Annotated in this window: 16 protein-coding genes and 1 tRNA gene; 5 read left to right on the top strand and 12 right to left on the bottom strand. The window is 68.7% G+C overall.

All coding sequences use genetic code 11. From position 1 onward, the window contains the following. Positions 1-53: 53 nt before the first annotated feature. The 4 genes from Pth03_RS15435 to rsfS form a co-directional block, all read right to left on the bottom strand. Complete coding sequence (locus Pth03_RS15435) at positions 54-1,130, bottom strand: carboxylate-amine ligase (RefSeq protein ID WP_203944954.1); 1,077 nt, start codon at positions 1,128-1,130, stop codon at positions 54-56. A gap of 72 nt (positions 1,131-1,202) precedes the next feature. Further along, positions 1,203-1,275: transfer RNA gene (locus Pth03_RS15430), tRNA-Ala, on the bottom strand. An 88-nt stretch (positions 1,276-1,363) separates the two neighbouring features. Beyond that, positions 1,364-2,005, bottom strand: a complete 642-nt coding sequence (locus Pth03_RS15425; protein WP_203944953.1) for a histidine phosphatase family protein — start codon at positions 2,003-2,005, stop codon at positions 1,364-1,366. A gap of 58 nt (positions 2,006-2,063) precedes the next feature. Next, the gene (gene rsfS, locus Pth03_RS15420) at positions 2,064-2,468 is read right to left on the bottom strand and encodes a ribosome silencing factor (RefSeq protein ID WP_203944952.1); all 405 of its coding nucleotides are present in this window, start codon (positions 2,466-2,468) and stop codon (positions 2,064-2,066) included. A 253-nt stretch (positions 2,469-2,721) separates the two neighbouring features. Here rsfS and Pth03_RS15415 point away from each other — a divergent pair, with 253 nt between their 5' ends. Both Pth03_RS15415 and Pth03_RS15410 read left to right on the top strand, forming a co-directional pair. Beyond that, entirely contained in the window at positions 2,722-4,041 is a 1,320-nt protein-coding gene (locus Pth03_RS15415) for an MFS transporter (RefSeq protein ID WP_239119063.1), read from the top strand. A gap of 185 nt (positions 4,042-4,226) precedes the next feature. Further along, entirely contained in the window at positions 4,227-4,496 is a 270-nt protein-coding gene (locus Pth03_RS15410) for a YciI family protein (protein WP_203944950.1), read from the top strand. 202 nt (positions 4,497-4,698) lie between these two features. On the opposite strand, the gene Pth03_RS15405 is transcribed toward Pth03_RS15410, so the two are convergent. After that, the gene (locus Pth03_RS15405; protein ID WP_203944949.1) at positions 4,699-5,499 is read right to left on the bottom strand and encodes an aminoglycoside phosphotransferase family protein; all 801 of its coding nucleotides are present in this window, start codon (positions 5,497-5,499) and stop codon (positions 4,699-4,701) included. Positions 5,500-5,880: 381 nt separating this feature from the next. Here Pth03_RS15405 and Pth03_RS15400 point away from each other — a divergent pair, with 381 nt between their 5' ends. Together Pth03_RS15400 and Pth03_RS15395 are read left to right on the top strand one after the other, a co-directional pair. Beyond that, positions 5,881-6,219 (top strand): HEAT repeat domain-containing protein, encoded by a 339-nt coding sequence (locus Pth03_RS15400; RefSeq protein ID WP_203944948.1) that lies wholly within the window; start codon positions 5,881-5,883, stop codon positions 6,217-6,219. Positions 6,220-6,710: 491 nt separating this feature from the next. Beyond that, on the top strand, positions 6,711-7,100 hold the full coding sequence (locus tag Pth03_RS15395; protein ID WP_203944947.1) for a hypothetical protein: 390 nt from the start codon (positions 6,711-6,713) through the stop codon (positions 7,098-7,100). A 101-nt stretch (positions 7,101-7,201) separates the two neighbouring features. On the opposite strand, the gene nadD is transcribed toward Pth03_RS15395, so the two are convergent. Next, positions 7,202-7,813, bottom strand: coding sequence for a nicotinate-nucleotide adenylyltransferase (nadD, locus tag Pth03_RS15390; RefSeq protein ID WP_203944946.1), 612 nt, complete (start codon positions 7,811-7,813; stop codon positions 7,202-7,204). Positions 7,814-7,929: 116 nt separating this feature from the next. Here nadD and Pth03_RS15385 point away from each other — a divergent pair, with 116 nt between their 5' ends. Then, on the top strand, positions 7,930-8,940 hold the full coding sequence (locus tag Pth03_RS15385) for a M48 family metallopeptidase (RefSeq protein ID WP_203944945.1): 1,011 nt from the start codon (positions 7,930-7,932) through the stop codon (positions 8,938-8,940). A gap of 15 nt (positions 8,941-8,955) precedes the next feature. Here the strand turns inward: Pth03_RS15385 and Pth03_RS15380 are convergent, their stop codons facing one another. The 6 genes from Pth03_RS15380 to rplU form a co-directional block, all read right to left on the bottom strand. Beyond that, positions 8,956-10,506 carry a serine/threonine-protein kinase gene (locus Pth03_RS15380; protein WP_203944944.1) on the bottom strand — a complete coding sequence of 517 codons (1,551 nt, stop codon included), beginning with the start codon at positions 10,504-10,506 and terminating at the stop codon, positions 8,956-8,958. Positions 10,507-10,582: 76 nt separating this feature from the next. Then, positions 10,583-11,839 carry a glutamate-5-semialdehyde dehydrogenase gene (locus Pth03_RS15375; protein WP_203944943.1) on the bottom strand — a complete coding sequence of 419 codons (1,257 nt, stop codon included), beginning with the start codon at positions 11,837-11,839 and terminating at the stop codon, positions 10,583-10,585. After that, positions 11,832-12,974: a glutamate 5-kinase gene (gene proB / locus Pth03_RS15370; RefSeq protein WP_203944942.1), complete on the bottom strand. Its 1,143-nt coding sequence runs from the start codon at positions 12,972-12,974 to the stop codon at positions 11,832-11,834. The genes Pth03_RS15375 and proB overlap by 8 nt, the downstream gene beginning before the upstream one ends. Before the next feature lie 27 nt (positions 12,975-13,001). Beyond that, positions 13,002-14,354, bottom strand: a complete 1,353-nt coding sequence (gene obgE, locus Pth03_RS15365) for a GTPase ObgE (protein ID WP_203944941.1) — start codon at positions 14,352-14,354, stop codon at positions 13,002-13,004. An 80-nt stretch (positions 14,355-14,434) separates the two neighbouring features. Then, positions 14,435-14,692: a 50S ribosomal protein L27 gene (gene rpmA / locus Pth03_RS15360; protein ID WP_203944940.1), complete on the bottom strand. Its 258-nt coding sequence runs from the start codon at positions 14,690-14,692 to the stop codon at positions 14,435-14,437. A gap of 46 nt (positions 14,693-14,738) precedes the next feature. Further along, complete coding sequence (gene rplU / locus Pth03_RS15355; protein ID WP_203944939.1) at positions 14,739-15,053, bottom strand: 50S ribosomal protein L21; 315 nt, start codon at positions 15,051-15,053, stop codon at positions 14,739-14,741. Positions 15,054-15,198: the final 145 nt, after the last annotated feature.

The following is a 15,198-nucleotide window of genomic DNA, read 5'->3' as shown; positions in this document are numbered from 1 at the left end:
GTAGATTATCGGCCCCGCGCCATGGTCCATGACGCGGCCAGCCGCTGGAGAAGTCACCCCTGGCGCGTCTCGCGAAGGAGAAGATCGACGGCGTCTTGGGGACAGCCGTTGCGGGCGTACGCGCCCCGCTGGCGCGCGGCGGAGCTTCCCCGGCGCAACGCCTCGTCGGCCAGCTCGGACACCGTCTCCCAGTCGCCCAGCTCTTCGAGCGTGGGACGCAGGTCCTCGAGCACCCAGGTGATCAGTTTCGGCGCGCTCATGGGCCGGCTCGTCACCGGCGACAGCAGGTCGTCTTCGAGACCCGAACGCGCCGCCCGCCAGTTCGCCGCCCTCAGCAACGCGAGACGGCCCTCCCCTTTGGACGGCACCCCCTTCATCACGGCCTCGCTCTCCCTGACGACCAGCGCCCGGAACAGCCCCGCGAGCAGCACCACGTCGTCCACGAGCGGGCAGGAGTCGCAGATCCGCAACTCGACGGTGGGCACGTGGGCGCTGAGCCGGATGTCGAAATAGACCATGCCGACGTCCTCGATGACGCCGGAGGCGACAAGATCTTTGGCCGTGCGGTCATACTCGGCGGCGCTGGAGAACGGGCCGACCGCCCCGGCCGTCGGCCAGCGCTGCCAGGCCAGCGCGCGGCTGCTGGCATATCCGGTGTCGGCGTCCTGCCAGTACGGCGAGCTCGCGCTCAACGCCAACAGCACGGGCACCCACGACTCGACGCGTTGCACGGCGAGCACGGCCACATCCCGGTCGTCGATCTCGACGTGCACCTGGGCGCCGCAGATCAACTGCTCCTGGGCGAGGAACCGGTACGCGTCGGACAGGTAGCGATATCGATCCCCCGGGGAGATCGTGTGACCTTCGACCCCCGCCAGCGGCGTGGTGCCGGATGCCATCACCCCGACTCCGAGCGGCTCGCCCGCGGCCTGCAACGCCCGGCGCAGCCGTACGAGCTCGGCCCGCACACCGGCGAGGTCTTCGACCGGGGTGCTGTTGGTCTCGACGACCGAGCGCTGCAGTTCGGCGGCGAATCCTGTCTGCGGGAGCCGGTTCAGAACGGCCTGGGCCAGCGGGGCCAGCCGCCGGCTCTCGAGGTCGACGACGAGGAACTCCTCTTCGACACCCACAGATCTCTTACGCGCCATATGGCCCCCCTACCCGAAAGGACCGGGATAGGCGCATTGTTGCGTAGATCGCGGTGGAGCTATGGGGACTCGAACCCCAGACCCCCTCCATGCCATGGAGGTGCGCTACCAGCTGCGCTATAGCCCCTGGCCACCGCTTCGAGTGTTCTCGCCGCGGCGCTCGGTGAGCATATACGGATGACCTTGCGTTTAGCGAATCGTCATCGCGACGCAGATCAACGGCCACCCGCGGACGCGGCGTCCGGGCTGTCGTCGCTGATCACCGGTTCGGGCAAGGTGCCCGCGTTGTGCTCCAGAAGTCTCCAGCCTCTACGGCCCTGCTCCAGTACCGACCAGGAACAGTTGCCGAGGCCGCCGAGGGCGGGCCACAGCTCCTGGGGCAGGCCCATGAGGCGGGCGACGCCCAGGCGGATGGCGGCGCCGTGTGAGGCCACCACCAGCAGGCCGTCCTCGTCGATCTTGGAGGCCCAGCGCAGGATCGCCTCGGCGACGCGTTCGGCCACGTCGGCCACGTCCTCGCCCCCCGGCGCCTCCCAGGCTTCGAACTCGGCCGGCCATCCCGCCTTGATCTCCTCGCGGGTGAGGCCCTCCCAGGCCCCACCGCCCCGCTCCCGCAGGTCCTGGTCGACGGAGATGTCGAGGCCCGCGATCCGCCCGAGCGCGGAGGCCGTGTCGTAGGCCCGCCGCAGGTCGGAAGAGACGATCATCGAGGGCCGCAGGGCGGCGAGCAGGGACGCCGCCCGCGTGGCCTGGGCCACCCCGACCTCGTCGAGCTCGATGTCGGTGTGTCCCTGGAAGCGTCTTTCGACGTTCCACAATGTCTGGCCGTGGCGAAGGCAGACGACGCGGCGGCTCACTTCGCCCCCCTGCGCAGTCGGGTCACACGATGCAGTTTGGTCACACGGTTCAGTCGGCTCACTGAGCCGCCCCGCGCGCGCGTTGGGCCGCCGCCTGCCTCACGCTCTCCGGGAGCGGGATCGAGGGGCAGTCCTTCCACAGCCGCTCCAGGGCGTAGAAGGTGCGATCCTCCTCGTGCTGCACATGGACCACGATGTCGAGGTAATCCAGGAGCACCCAACGGCCCTCCCGCTCGCCCTCCCGGCGGACCGGCTTGGCGTCGGCCTCGATCCGGAGCCTCTCCTCGATCTCGTCGACCACGGCGCGGACCTGACGATCATTGGACGCGGAGCAGAGCACGAACGCATCGGTGATGACGAGTTGGTCGCTCACGTCGTAGGCGATGATGTCGTCGGCCAGCTTGTCGGCGGCGGCCTCGGCCGCGACCCTCACCAGCTCTATGGCTCTCTCAGTTGCGGTCACGTGTGGTTCTGTCCTCCTTCGACGGCGTCTTCCCAGGGTGCCCACTTCACGGGTGGCGCACAACCCACTTCTTCGGGGTGACCCTATCGGCACACGCTGACAATCCCGAGTTATCCCCAGGCACGACATTTCAACGCGTACCGGCGACCACCGATTCCACTCCTGGAGCTCACGCCCGGTGCGTTGTCACCCAGGTCACACCGGTAAAGTGCCCAGTTATCGCATATGTCCTAGATTCATGGAGTTGCCGGGAATGACCGTGGTTCAGTCAGGCCTGAAGCGCGTCGCACTGGACATCCGGCCCCTGAGCTTCCCGGCGTACCGGCGGCTCCTCATCGGCCAGGGCGTGTCGTTCATCGGCTTCCAGCTCACCGCGGTCGCCGTGAGCGACGAGGTCTACCAGATCACCAAATCGTCGCTGTGGGTCGGCCTGCTCGGCCCGGCCAACCTGATCCCTCTGGTGATCTTCGGGCTCTGGGGCGGCGCCATCGCCGACGCCGTCGACCGCCGCAAGCTGCTTCTGGGCGGATCGGTGTTCGCGTGGCTGGCCACGCTCGCCCTGCTGATCCAGACCTTGGCCGGGCTGAGGAACGTCTATTTGATCCTCGCGGCGGTCGTGGTGCAGTCGATCGGCTTCTCGATCACCTCGCCGACGCGCGGCGCGATCATTCCCCGCCTGCTGCCGGCAGATCGCGTACCGGCGGCCAACACGCTCAACTTCCTGATCAGCAGCCTCGGCTCGGTGCTCGGGCCGCTGCTGGGCGGCATCCTGATCAGGTGGGGGTACGGCACGGCGTACCTGCTCGACGCGATCCTCTTCGGCGCGGGGTTCTACGCGGCCGTACGGCTGCCGCGCCTGGCCCCCCTGGGTGACAACATCTCGCGGCCGGGCCTGCGTTCGGTGATCGACGGGCTGCAGTACATCGCGACCCGGCCGATCGTGATGATGTCGTTCCTCGTGGACATCATCGCGATGGGCTTCGCCATGCCGAGGGCCTTGTTCCCCGAGTTGACGGCCGAACGCTTCGCCGGGTCCACCACGGCGTTCGGCTGGCTGTCGGCCAGCATCGCGATCGGATCGGTCATGGCGGGCCTGTTCTCCGGATGGATCGGCCGGGTGCGCCGCCAGGGCGTGGCCCTGACCATCGTGATCGCGTTCTGGGGTCTCACGGTGACGGCGGCGGCATTCGCCCACCAGTTGTGGCTGGTCGTGGTGTTGCTGGCCCTCGGCGGAGCCGCCGACCTCGTCTCCGCCGTATGGCGGCAGACCATCCTGCAGACCTACGCGCCCGACGAGATGCGCGGCCGCATGCAGGGGGTGTTCATGGTCGTGGTGGCGGGCGGCCCACGCCTGGGCGACCTGCGCGCGGGCGCGACGGCGGCGGCGTTCGGGCTCGTCCCCGCCTGGGCGGGCGGCGGCATCGTGTGCGCCGTACTCGTCCTGATCACGGGATTCGCCGTCACCTCGTTCCGCAGATACGACTCCACCGTCCGCCCACCCGTGGAAACGCGAGAACCCTCCGCGTCTCCTCAACCGGCGGGGGCCCTCGAACCCGAGGCCGAAGGGGCCTGAGCCGTCCGTACGTCCTCAGTGCGGCCGCCACAGCTCCCGCCGTACGGCTCCGAAGCCGTGGCTCGTGGAGCCGATCCGGCGTCCCCAGGTACGGCGAAGCCGCGATGAGAGCGAGCCAGGCGGCCTCTTACCGCGGAACGTCTCCCTCCTGTAGCGTTAGCGAACACTTACGCTTGGAGGGCCTGATGAAGTACGTGATGTTCTACGACTCCGCCGACGACGTCACCGCGAAGGCGCCCGCGCATTTCGCCGCACACCGGGCCCGGCTCGACGACTTCCACGCCCGGGGCGCGCTCCTGATGGTCGGCACCTTCGGCGACCCGCAGAACGAGGGATCCATGGCGGTCTTCACGACTCGCGAAGCCGCCGAGGAGTTCGCCACACATGATCCCTTCGTACTCAACGGAGTCGTCCGCCGCTGGCACGTCCGCGAGTGGAACGAAATCTTCGGCTGACACGTGATCGGCAGACAGGTGCAGCTCTCCCCAGGATCGCGCTGCCCTTGGTCGCTCCTTAATGTGCTTCACCCCACCACATCGAGGCCAGACGAATCGATCTTCGATGTGGCGAACAATCCCCTCATCGAATGAGCCGCACGGCCTTGCAGGACCGGGGACCGCTGACGCGAACCGTCGCGGCCCCCGGCCCCGGCACCTGCTAGGCCCCGATGGCGTGTTCCATCAGGGCTCGGTGGCGGATCATCCATCCGGCGGCGCGGGAGCGCCAGGCCAGACCCCACATCGGCGCGGGATCGGTCGACTCCGGAGTGATCCCGGCGTAGGCCGCTTCAGCGGCGCAGTCCCGGATCGCGAACTCGATCATCCGGCTGACCAGGCCGTCCCGGTCGGCGGCGGGCAATTCGTAGCCGTCGAGAAACAGCCGCAACTGCCGAGCGCGAACGGTCGCGTCAGGCAGGTTGTTGCGTTCGGCGACGTCGTCGTCATGCAACTGGGCGTGCCACCACGCGGCGGCGACGACCTCGTCAAGACGGTCGACCGGCCCGGCCAAGGTCCAGTCGATGAACGCCACCGGCCGGCCCTCGCGGGCGACGGTGTGCCACGGCCCGCCGTCGCAATGCCCGATCACCGAGTCGGGGCCGTCGTGGTGCATCCACCACGGCTGCCACACCGCGTCCGGCGGCGGCCGGAAGCTCGCGGTGGCGCTGTGCAGGTCGCGCAGCAGTCTGCCGACCTGCCAGACGCCCTCCTCGGACCAGGCGTGCGGGTGGACGATGGTGCCCTCGATGTAGGTCAGCACCTCGTTGCCGTCGGTGTCGATGCCGTCGCCGACCACCCGAGGCGAGCCGGTGAACCCGACTTCCTCCAAGTGGCGCAGCAACGCGTGGACGGTACCGGTCCAGGGCCGGGCAGGACGCCTGACGCTCCGACCGGTACGGATGACATGACTGGGTCCGCCTTCGGCCGCCGTCAGCGGTTCGAAGGATGATGCGGAATCCACGAATTCTCCTCGTGTTTACACGGGTAGTCGGTGAAGCAGCGCCGGAGAAGGGCGCCGATAGCCGGCGGTGCGGAACGATCCGCAGCCAGCGGGACCGCTACGACGCAAGGAGTTCGCGTATGTCGACGGGCCGGAGGCCCGCGAAAGCTGCCCCGGACAAAGGGGCAGGGGGTCAAATCGCGGCGAACTCGCGCGTCGGAGCGGTGACAGCTGCCTCGCCGAAAACCATGCACGTCATGTCGACCTCCTGAATCCGCCGGACGGGTCGAGGCTACCCACGAGACACTCGGTCCGCCACTGAGTTTTCAGACGCTCGTTTCTGATGGTCATGCGCTCAATGTGTCCTCGTGTTGTCTCGTTCCAGCCAATACCCTCGGCCAGGTGACCAGGCGGTTTCAAAATGCCATGCAGTTGATGCGCCGAAGCGATCCGCAGGAGCAGGAAGACGGCTTTCACAGTCTTCGGCCGTATGCAGCTGAACACGTTGAAGAGCTGATCGCCGAGTTCCGTGCAGAACACCGAAACCATGGCTTGCGGTGCTGGTTGCTGGAGTTGATCGCTGAAGCTCGGCGTCCGGAGGCGCTTCCATTGTTGGCAGAAATGGTGCAGTCCGAGGATGAGCCCTTACGTGACCGGGCAGTGCGAGGCTTGACCGCCCTGGGCACCAAAGAAACTCGCCACGTGTTGTGGCGTGAGCGGGCGAATGGGCGGATCGGGTGAGGCCGAGCCAAATCACGCCACCAGACTCGAACCTCGGAGCCCTTCCTCACGAGCAATGCCGAAACGTCCCCGACCTGGTCGTATGGGCTTCTGACCTCTCACGCATTTCTGGATCTGCGCATCCGCCGCGTCACAGGCGACCGCCATCACACCATGCTCTCCGGCTGAGGACGGGGCAGCGGGCCGGATCGCGGTAGGGGCCGCGCTTGTTGATGTAGCGCGAACGCCAACCACATGACCAGGACGTACATGGATCCTCGCTTCTCGGCGCGTTCCTCGGCCTCCTGCATCATGCGCATCGCCGGCGTCGGCTCCCCCATCGCCGGCGCTGTCAGCTCGGAAAGCCTTTCAATATCATGCCTGCGTGATCGGCAAAACTATGAGCTGGCATGATTCGTTCGTGCCCCATCCGGAGCAGGAGTCATGACCAGACGTCGAGAGATCATCCGCGCGACGGTAATTGCCGCCCTCTGCCTAGCCGCCCCATCGTCGTGATCGCCGTAGTGCTGCTGGACGGGTTCTGGTTCTACTTCGTCTCGATCGCGTACTTCGCGTCTCTCGTCGCGTTCTCGTTCTGGGAATCCCGGCTCAACAAGAGCCAAGCTGATCCGCGTGGCGCAAGCGTTGGCGTGCAGCCTCCGCGATCTCTTCGCATCAGGATTGCGCGCGGTCTCGCGCTCATCATGTTCGGGTGGTTGGCCGCGGGCACAGCGTTCAGCCCCGAGTTCGCGCACCTGTCGTGGTCCTACTGGCCCACAATCACAGGGATCATCTCCGTCCTCCTCCTGATGAATCTGTTCGCGGATCTCCTCCTCCAACCACTGAGGAAGGACCGTGGACCGAAGCAGCAAGAAGGAGACGGGGATCGAGTCGGCCTGTAAGCCGGGTCAACGAGCTTCTTGTAGGCGAGTTCGACCTCTGCGGGCATCTCCTGAGGGATTGCACAAAACCCTGCTTCGGATATTCGATGATCCGTTGAGTGTCAGCGGGCCGGATCGCGGTAGAGGCCGCGCTTGTTGATGTACTGAACGATGCCGTCGGGCACGAGATACCAAATGGGCTGGCCTTCGGCCACACGCGCGCGGCACTCGGACGAACTGATCGACAACGCCGGAATCTCGATCAGGCTGACCTTGCCGTCGGGAAGGCCGGGATCCTGCAACGTGTGACCGGGCCGGGTGCAGCCGACGAAGTGGGCGATCATGAACAGTTCGTCGACGTCGCGCCAGCTGAGGATCTGGGCGAGGGCGTCGGCGCCGGTGATGAAGTACAACTCCACATCCGGCCCATAGGCTGCCCCGACGTCACGCAGCGTGTCTATGGTGTAGGTGGGGCCGGGGCGGTCGATGTCGACTCGGCTGACGGAGAACCGCGGGTTGGACGCCGTGGCGATCACCGTCATCAGGTAGCGGTCCTCGGCCGCCGACACGGTCTTGTCCGCCTTCTGCCAGGGCTGACCGGTCGGCACGAAGACCACTTCGTCCAGATCGAAGTGGTGCGCGACCTCACTGGCGGCGACCAGGTGACCATGGTGGATCGGGTCGAAGGTGCCACCCATGATGCCGAGACGCCGCGTAGGTGCCCCATTTCTCATGCCACGGACGATAACGTGCATACCGGCAGTAATCGGAAGCAACCCCTCCCTTCGGTACTGCTTTCCCGGTTCAAGCCTCCCGCGCACGCCTCGCCGGTGAGGCATAGCATGCGGGCATGACCACTCCCGATCGCCACCGCGTGCAGCTGCCCGGCATCAGCTCACGAGCCTACGAACACCCCGCCGACCGCTCCGCCCTGGTCGCGATGCGTTCGCTCAGCGGGTTCGACTCGGTTCTGAAGCGCATGTCGGGGTTGTTCAGCGAGCGCCGGCTTCGCCTGATGTTCCTCGCCTCCGCGGTCCGCGCCGACGAGACCCAGTTCCGCGCGCTCTACGACATGGGCCGTGACAGCGCGTACATCCTCGACCTGCACCGGATCCCCGAGGTCTACGTCCAGCAGGATCCGGCGGTCTACGCCATGGCGATCGGTTTCGACGAGCCGTTCATCGTCGTGTCGACCGGCCTGCTCGATCTCATGGACCCCGAGGAGCTGCGCTTCGTCATCGGTCACGAGACCTCGCACATCCTGTCCGGCCACGCCGTCTACGGCACCATGCTGGCCGTCCTCACGCGCCTGGCCACCCGAGTCGCCTGGATCCCGCTCGGCTACATCGGCCTGCGCGTGATCGTCGCCGCCCTCGAGGAGTGGCAGCGCAAGGCCGAGATGTCCGCCGACCGGGGCGGCCTGCTCGCCGGGCAGGACCCCGAGGCGGCGCTGCGCGCCCTCATGAAGCTGGCGGGCGGCTCGCGCCTCCACGAGATGAACATCGAGGCCTTCCTCGACCAGGCCAGGGAGTACGACACGGCGGGCGACGTCCGCGACGGGCTCCTCAAGGTCCTCAACCTCATCGGCACCACCCACCCGTTCGCGGTCACCCGGGTCGCTGAACTGGACCGCTGGCGGCGTTCCGGCGGCTACGACGCCATCCTCGCCGGCACCTACCCCCACCGGGAGGACGACGGCAACATCAAGATCACCGAGGAGATTCGGGCGGCGGCCAACTCCTACCGCGAGTCGTGGGCGCAGTCCCAGGACCCGTTCATCGGCGTGCTGCGTGATGTGGCCGAGGGCGCCGTCCACGCGGGTGAGCGCATTTTCAACAGGTTCGCGCGCAGGGAGAACTGACCCTCACACGAACCCCTAAACGAACAGGGACACCGTCTGTACGGCTGCCGCGCATAGAGCGACGAACCCGCCGAGCACGGCGAGCGCCCGCAGCCCCTCTCTCCTGAGGCCGGGCATCCGGGCGCCCACCCGTTCGATCTCCCGCCCGATGATCCCGCCGTTGACCACGCCGAAGGCCACGCCTGCGACGGTGACGGGAACCACCTGGGTCCACCACTCGATGTCGATGTGCGTCCCTGCGGTAAGCCAGAGGGCGACGAAGGCGACAGCGGCCGCGGGGAGACCGGGCCAGGCGAGTGCCGTCACCAGCGATCCCGTCAGTACGAGCGGGAAGCTGAGCACGCGCAGGAATCCGCGGGCCCGCTGCCGGTTCCGCACGACCCAGTGGCTCGCCCAGGCCGCCCTGGTCAGCACCACCAGTACTCCGGTGATCACGAACGTGGCCACCGGGTAGACCACCGCCACCACCACGCACGGCACGGCGATGAGCCCCAGCACCAGCAGCGCGGCGCTGCCGGTGGGGATTCCGGATCCGGCTTCCGCCGCGGATTCGTCCGCAGCGGGGGCCGATCCGGCACGCTTGCGCCCCGGCGACCGGCCGTCCTTCCCCTGTTTGCCGCCCTTGGTCGTCTTGCCGGTTTTGCGCTGAGAGGGCGTCTCCGCCTGTTCCGGCTCGTCCGGCGCCTCCGCCCCGGAGACCGCCACGTCGTCGTCCGGCTCCTGGTCCGCCCTCGTACGGCCCTGCTTGGCCGCACGAGGGGGGTCGGCCGAGGCGCGGGCGAGCCGGGCCAGCCGGTCGGCGAGCAGCGCCGCCGTGGGCCGCCGGGCCGGGTCGCGGTGCAGGGCAGCCCGCACCAGCGGCAACAACGCGCCCGGCACCCCCGCCAGGTCGGCCTTGCCGTTCAGGATCGCGTACATCTGTGACTGCACGGTTCCGCGCCCGAACGTGTGGCGGCCGGTGGCCGCGAACGCCACCGTCGCCGCCCAGGCGTGCACGTCGGCCGGCTCCCCCACCGTCTCGTCGGCGAATAACTCGGGCGCTGCATACCCGGGGGTGCCGAGGAAGGTGCCGGTCATGGTCAGCCGGGTCGCGTCGAGCACCTGCGCGATACCGAAGTCGATCAGCACCGGGCCGTCGTCGCGAATCAGCACGTTGGCGGGCTTGACGTCCCGGTGCACGACCCCGCCTGCATGGATGATCGCCAGCGCGGTGGCGAGCCCCTGGGCCAGGGTGATCAGCTCCGGCTCGGTCATGGGCCCGTTCTTCTGGACGTGCTCGAGCAGCGTCGCGCCCTCGATGTACTCCATTACGAGGTAGGGCCGGTCGCCGGACAGGTCGGCGTCGACGACCTCCGCGACGTAGGGGCTCTCCACCCTCCGCAACGCGCGGATCTCCCGGTCGAGACGCAGGCGTGCCCCGCCGTCGGCGTCGATGGTGTCACGCAGCATCTTGACCGCGACATGCTCGCCCCTGCGGTTGGCGGCGAGGTAGACCTCGCCCATCCCACCGCGGCCCAGGCGCTCCAGGAGCGCGTACGGGCCGACCCGCCCGAGACGTCCAGACATAGGAGCGCCCACCATAGTGGGCGCCGCCGACATTTCCGGGGAGGCGCGCCGCTCCCCCGCCAACCTCGGGCCGGATCTAGACCCGCACGTGCCCGTCGCCTGTGTAGATCCACTTGGTGGACGTCAGCTCCGGCAGGCCCATCGGGCCGCGCGCGTGCAGCTTCTGGGTCGAGATGCCGATCTCCGCCCCGAAACCGAACTCGCCGCCGTCGGTGAAGCGCGTGGAGGCGTTGACCGCCACGGCGGCCGAGTCGACCGTGGCAGTGAAACGCCGCGCCGCCGCCTGCGACCGCGTGACGATGGCGTCGGTGTGGGCCGAGCCGTACCGTCTGATGTGGGACACAGCCTCGTCCAGCGAGCCGACGACCGCCGCCGCGATGTCCAGGGAGACGTACTCGGCGAAGAAGTCCTCCTCCGTGGCGGGCACCACGTCGGCGCCGTAGGCCCGGATCCGCTCGTCGCCGTGCACGGTCACGCCCACGTCCTTGAGCGCCGCCAGCGCCCGCGGGACGAACGCCTCGGCGATGTCCGCGTGGACGAGCAGCGTCTCTGCGGCGTTGCAGACCGACGGCCGCTGCGCCTTGGCGTTGATCAAGATCGTGAGGGCCATGTCGATGTCCGCGTCGGCGTCGACGTAGACGTGGCAGTTGCCCACGCCGGTCTCGATCACCGGCACGGTGGCCTGCTCCACCACGCTGTTGATCAGCGAGGCGCCCCCGCGCGGGATCAGCACGTCCACCAGCCCGCGGGCGCGCAGCAGGTGCCCGACCGACTCGCGGGTCAGCCCGGGCACGAGCTGTACGGCTCCCGCCGGCACCTCGGTCGTGGCCAGCGCCTCCTGCATGATCCGCACCAGCACGGTGTTGGACGCGTACGCGCTGGACGAGCCGCGCAGCAACACCGCGTTGCCGCTCTTGAGGCACAACACCGCCGCGTCGACGGTCACGTTGGGCCGGCCCTCGTAGATGATCCCGATGACGCCCAGCGGCACCCGCACCTGGCGCAGTTCCAGACCGTTCGGCAGCGTGCTGCCACGCACGACCTCGCCGACCGGGTCGGGCAGGTCGGCCACCTGCCGTACGGCTTCCGCGATCTTCTCCACCCGCCCGGCGTCGAGCCGCAGCCGGTCGATCATGGCCTCGGAGGTGCCGCTTTCTCTCGCCTTGGTGACGTCGGCGGCGTTGGCCTCGATGATCTCGTCGACGCCTGCCACCAGGGCGTCGGCGATCGCGCGCAACGCGGCGTCCTTCGGCGCCCGCGGCAGCGGCGCGAGCACCGTCGCGGCTTCCCTGGCCGCCCGGGCGACCTTCAGAAAGTCCTCTGCCTCAGACATTTCTCCGCGCTCCATTGCTGTCGGGCTCCAATATGACGATGTCGTCCCGGTGGATCAGCTCACGCTCGTATTCGGGGCCCAGGGTGTTCGCCAGCTCACGCGTGGACCGGCCGAGGAGGTCGGGGATCTCGGCGGCGTCGTAGTTGACCAGGCCGCGGGCCACCGGAATGCCATGGGGGCCGCACAGGTCGACGGGGTCGCCCGCGGCGAACTCGCCCTCGACCTTGACCACGCCGGCAGGAAGCAGCGACATCCGCCGCCCCACGACGGCGTCGACCGCCCCGGCGTCAAGGTGCAACCGGCCCCGGCCGGTCGCCGCGTGAGCCAGCCAGAGCAGCCGGGTGCCCGGGTGACGTCCTCCGGGATGAAAGAAGGTGCCGACGTCCACCCCCGCCAGGGCCTGGGCGGCGTGAGCGGCCGCGGTCAGCACGACAGGCACTCCCGCTCCTGTCGCGATCCTGGCGGCCTGCACCTTGGTGATCATGCCGCCGGTGCCGACCCGCCCGGACGTGCCGAGCTCGACGCCTTCCAGGTCTTCCGGTCCGCGTACGTCGGTGATCCGCGTGGCGCCCTCCCTGCGGGGATCGCCGTCGTAGAGGGCGTCCACGTCGGAGAGCAGCACCATCGCGTCGGCGTGGATCAGGTGGGCGACCAGCGCGGCCAGCCGGTCGTTGTCGCCGAAGCGGATCTCGTCGGTGGCCACCGTGTCGTTCTCGTTGACCACGGGGACGATGCCCAGCTCCAGGAGCCTGGCCAGCGTGCGCTGGGCGTTGCGGTGGTGGGAGCGCCGCATCATGTCGTCGGCCGTGAGCAGCACCTGGCCGACGCGCAGGCCGTACCTCGCGAAGGAGGACGTATAGCGGGCGACCAGGACGCCCTGCCCGACGGAGGCCGCCGCCTGCTGCGTGGCCAGGTCCTTCGGCCGCGCCCGCAGGCCGAGGGGGCCGAGGCCGGCGGCGATCGCGCCCGAGGAGACCAGCACGATCTGCGTCCCCGCTCGACGCCGCGCGCCGAGCACGTCGACGAGCGCGTCGACGCGGTCCACGTCGATCATGCCCTGCGGCGTCGTCAGGGAGGACGAACCCACCTTGACGACCAGCCGCGAGGCCTCCTGGACCCGATCCCTGCCTGCCACGCCGCTCCTCTTGCCTGTGTTAACGGGCTACATCAATCTGTTGTCGGTGCCTCTCGGCCCCGCCACGCGGGACATCGCCCCCTGCGACGGCTGCCAGTCGAAGAGATATCCGCCCTCCATGGGCCCGATGACCACTTCCGCACCCGCCTGCGCCCCGGCCTCCAGGAGGGCCTCCTCGACGCCGAGACGCTCCAGCCGGTCGGCCAGATAGCCCACGGCCTCGTCGTTGGTGAAGTCGGTCTGGCGGATCCACCGCTCCGGCTTCTCCCCCGTCACCTGGAAGGTGTTCTCGTCGACCCTCCGTACGGAGAATCCGGTCTCGCCGAGCTGCTTGGGCCGGATGACCAGGCGTGTCGGCTCCTCGACGGGCGCCTCGGCGCGGGCCCTCGCGACCATCTCGCCCATGGCGTACGACAGCGGCCGCAGGCCCTCGTGAGTGGCCGCGGAGATCTCGAAGACCCGCAGGCCCCGCTCCTCCAGCAGCGGCCTGACGATGTCGGCCAGATCCCTGCCGTCGGGCACGTCGACCTTGTTGAGCACGACCAGCCGGGGCCGGTCCTGCAGCTCGCCGTAGGCGGCGAGCTCGGCCTCGATCACCTCGAAGTCGGTGAGCGGGTCGCGGCCGGGCTCGATCGTTGCGCAGTCGAGCACGTGCACGATGGTCGAGCAGCGTTCGACGTGGCGCAGGAACTCGTGGCCGAGGCCCCTGCCCTCGGAAGCGCCGGGGATGAGCCCGGGCACGTCGGCGACCGTGAAGACCGTCTCCCCCGCGGTGACCACGCCGAGGTTGGGGATCAGCGTGGTGAACGGATAGTCCGCGATCTTGGGCTTGGCCGCGGAGAGGGCGGCCACGAGGGACGACTTGCCCGCGTTGGGGAAGCCGACCAGTGCCACGTCGGCGACGGTCTTCAGCTCGAGGGCGATCTCCGCCTCGTCGCCCGGCTCGCCGAGCAGCGCGAAACCGGGCGCCTTGCGCTTGGCGTTGGCCAGCGCGGCGTTTCCGAGGCCGCCGAAGCCGCCCTCGGCCGCGACATAACGGGTGCCCGCGCCGACGAGGTCGACCAGGACCTCCCCGGTCCTCGCGTCCTTCACCACCGTCCCACTGGGCACGGAAAGCACGATGTCCTCACCGTTGGCGCCGTCACGGTTGGCGCCCATGCCCTGCTTGCCGTTGCCGGCACGGCGGTGCGGCCGGTGGTGATACTCCAGCAGCGTCGAGGTGTTCGGATCCACTTCGAGGATCAGGTCGCCCCCGCGCCCGCCGTTCCCACCGTCGGGACCGCCGAGCGGCTTGAACTTCTCGCGATGGATGGAGGCGCAGCCGTTCCCCCCGTCACCCGCCTTGATGTGCAGGACGACGTAGTCCACGAAATCGGCCATGAACCGCTCCCCCTAATAAAACGATGGGGCGGACCGAGTTCCTCGATCCGCCCCATCTGCAACGTTTCTCCCGAGCGGATCTACTCCGCGATCGGGATGATGCTCACCGCGCGACGGCCGCGCTTGGTGCCGAACTGCACGTGACCGGCGGTCAGCGCGAACAGCGTGTCATCGCCGCCACGGCCGACGTTGTCGCCGGGGTGGAAGTGGGTGCCACGCTGGCGGAGGATGATCTCACCGGCGTTGACGAGCTGACCACCGAAGCGCTTGACTCCGAGCCGCTGGGCGTTCGAGTCACGGCCGTTCCGGGTGGACGAGGCGCCCTTCTTGTGTGCCATGATTCACTCCCTTTCGGGGGTAGGCGGGGGTCGTCCCCCCGGAAAATTACTGACCGGGGTTGATGCCCGTGACCTTGACCTGGGTGTACCGCTGGCGGTGACCCTGGCGCTTCTTGTAGCCGGTCTTGTTCTTGTACTTCAAGATGCGAATCTTGGGGCCCTTGGTCTCGCCGAGGATCTCGGCGGTCACCTGGAACTTGCCAAGCGCGGCGGCATCGGTGGTGACATCGCCGTCGTTGACGACGAGGAGCGCCGGCAGCGCCACCGAGGAACCCACCTCGCCGGCGACCTTGTCCACCTCGAGGACGTCCCCGACGGAGACCTTCTGCTGCCTGCCGCCGCAACGAACGATCGCGTACACCGCGGAACCCTTCTTCTGGCTAAATGCGTAGATGCGCGCCCCGCATCCAGCTGCTGTCGTGACACGACCGGCGATCCGAGCGGGCGCGCAAAGCCAGGCGCGCCAGCGGGCGCACCGGATGACTAGGGTACCGGATTGGCGGCAC

The sequence above is a fragment of the Planotetraspora thailandica genome (genome assembly GCF_016863335.1).
Classification (GTDB): domain Bacteria; phylum Actinomycetota; class Actinomycetes; order Streptosporangiales; family Streptosporangiaceae; genus Planotetraspora; species Planotetraspora thailandica.
The sequence above is the reverse complement of the archived record's forward strand: the minus strand, read 5'-3'. Positions and strand labels throughout refer to the sequence as shown.

Bases quoted from the DNA above. Each gene is read 5' to 3' on its own strand.
- Pth03_RS15415 (WP_239119063.1), top strand. From the start codon at position 2,722: ATGACCGTGGTTCAGTCAGGCCTGAAGCGCGTCGCACTGGACATCCGG.
- Pth03_RS15410 (WP_203944950.1), top strand. From the start codon at position 4,227: ATGAAGTACGTGATGTTCTACGACTCCGCCGACGACGTCACCGCGAAG.
- nadD (WP_203944946.1), bottom strand. From the start codon at position 7,813: ATGAGAAATGGGGCACCTACGCGGCGTCTCGGCATCATGGGTGGCACC.
- Pth03_RS15385 (WP_203944945.1), top strand. From the start codon at position 7,930: ATGACCACTCCCGATCGCCACCGCGTGCAGCTGCCCGGCATCAGCTCA.
- Pth03_RS15380 (WP_203944944.1), bottom strand. From the start codon at position 10,506: ATGTCTGGACGTCTCGGGCGGGTCGGCCCGTACGCGCTCCTGGAGCGC.
- Pth03_RS15375 (WP_203944943.1), bottom strand. From the start codon at position 11,839: ATGTCTGAGGCAGAGGACTTTCTGAAGGTCGCCCGGGCGGCCAGGGAA.
- obgE (WP_203944941.1), bottom strand. From the start codon at position 14,354: ATGGCCGATTTCGTGGACTACGTCGTCCTGCACATCAAGGCGGGTGAC.
- rpmA (WP_203944940.1), bottom strand. From the start codon at position 14,692: ATGGCACACAAGAAGGGCGCCTCGTCCACCCGGAACGGCCGTGACTCG.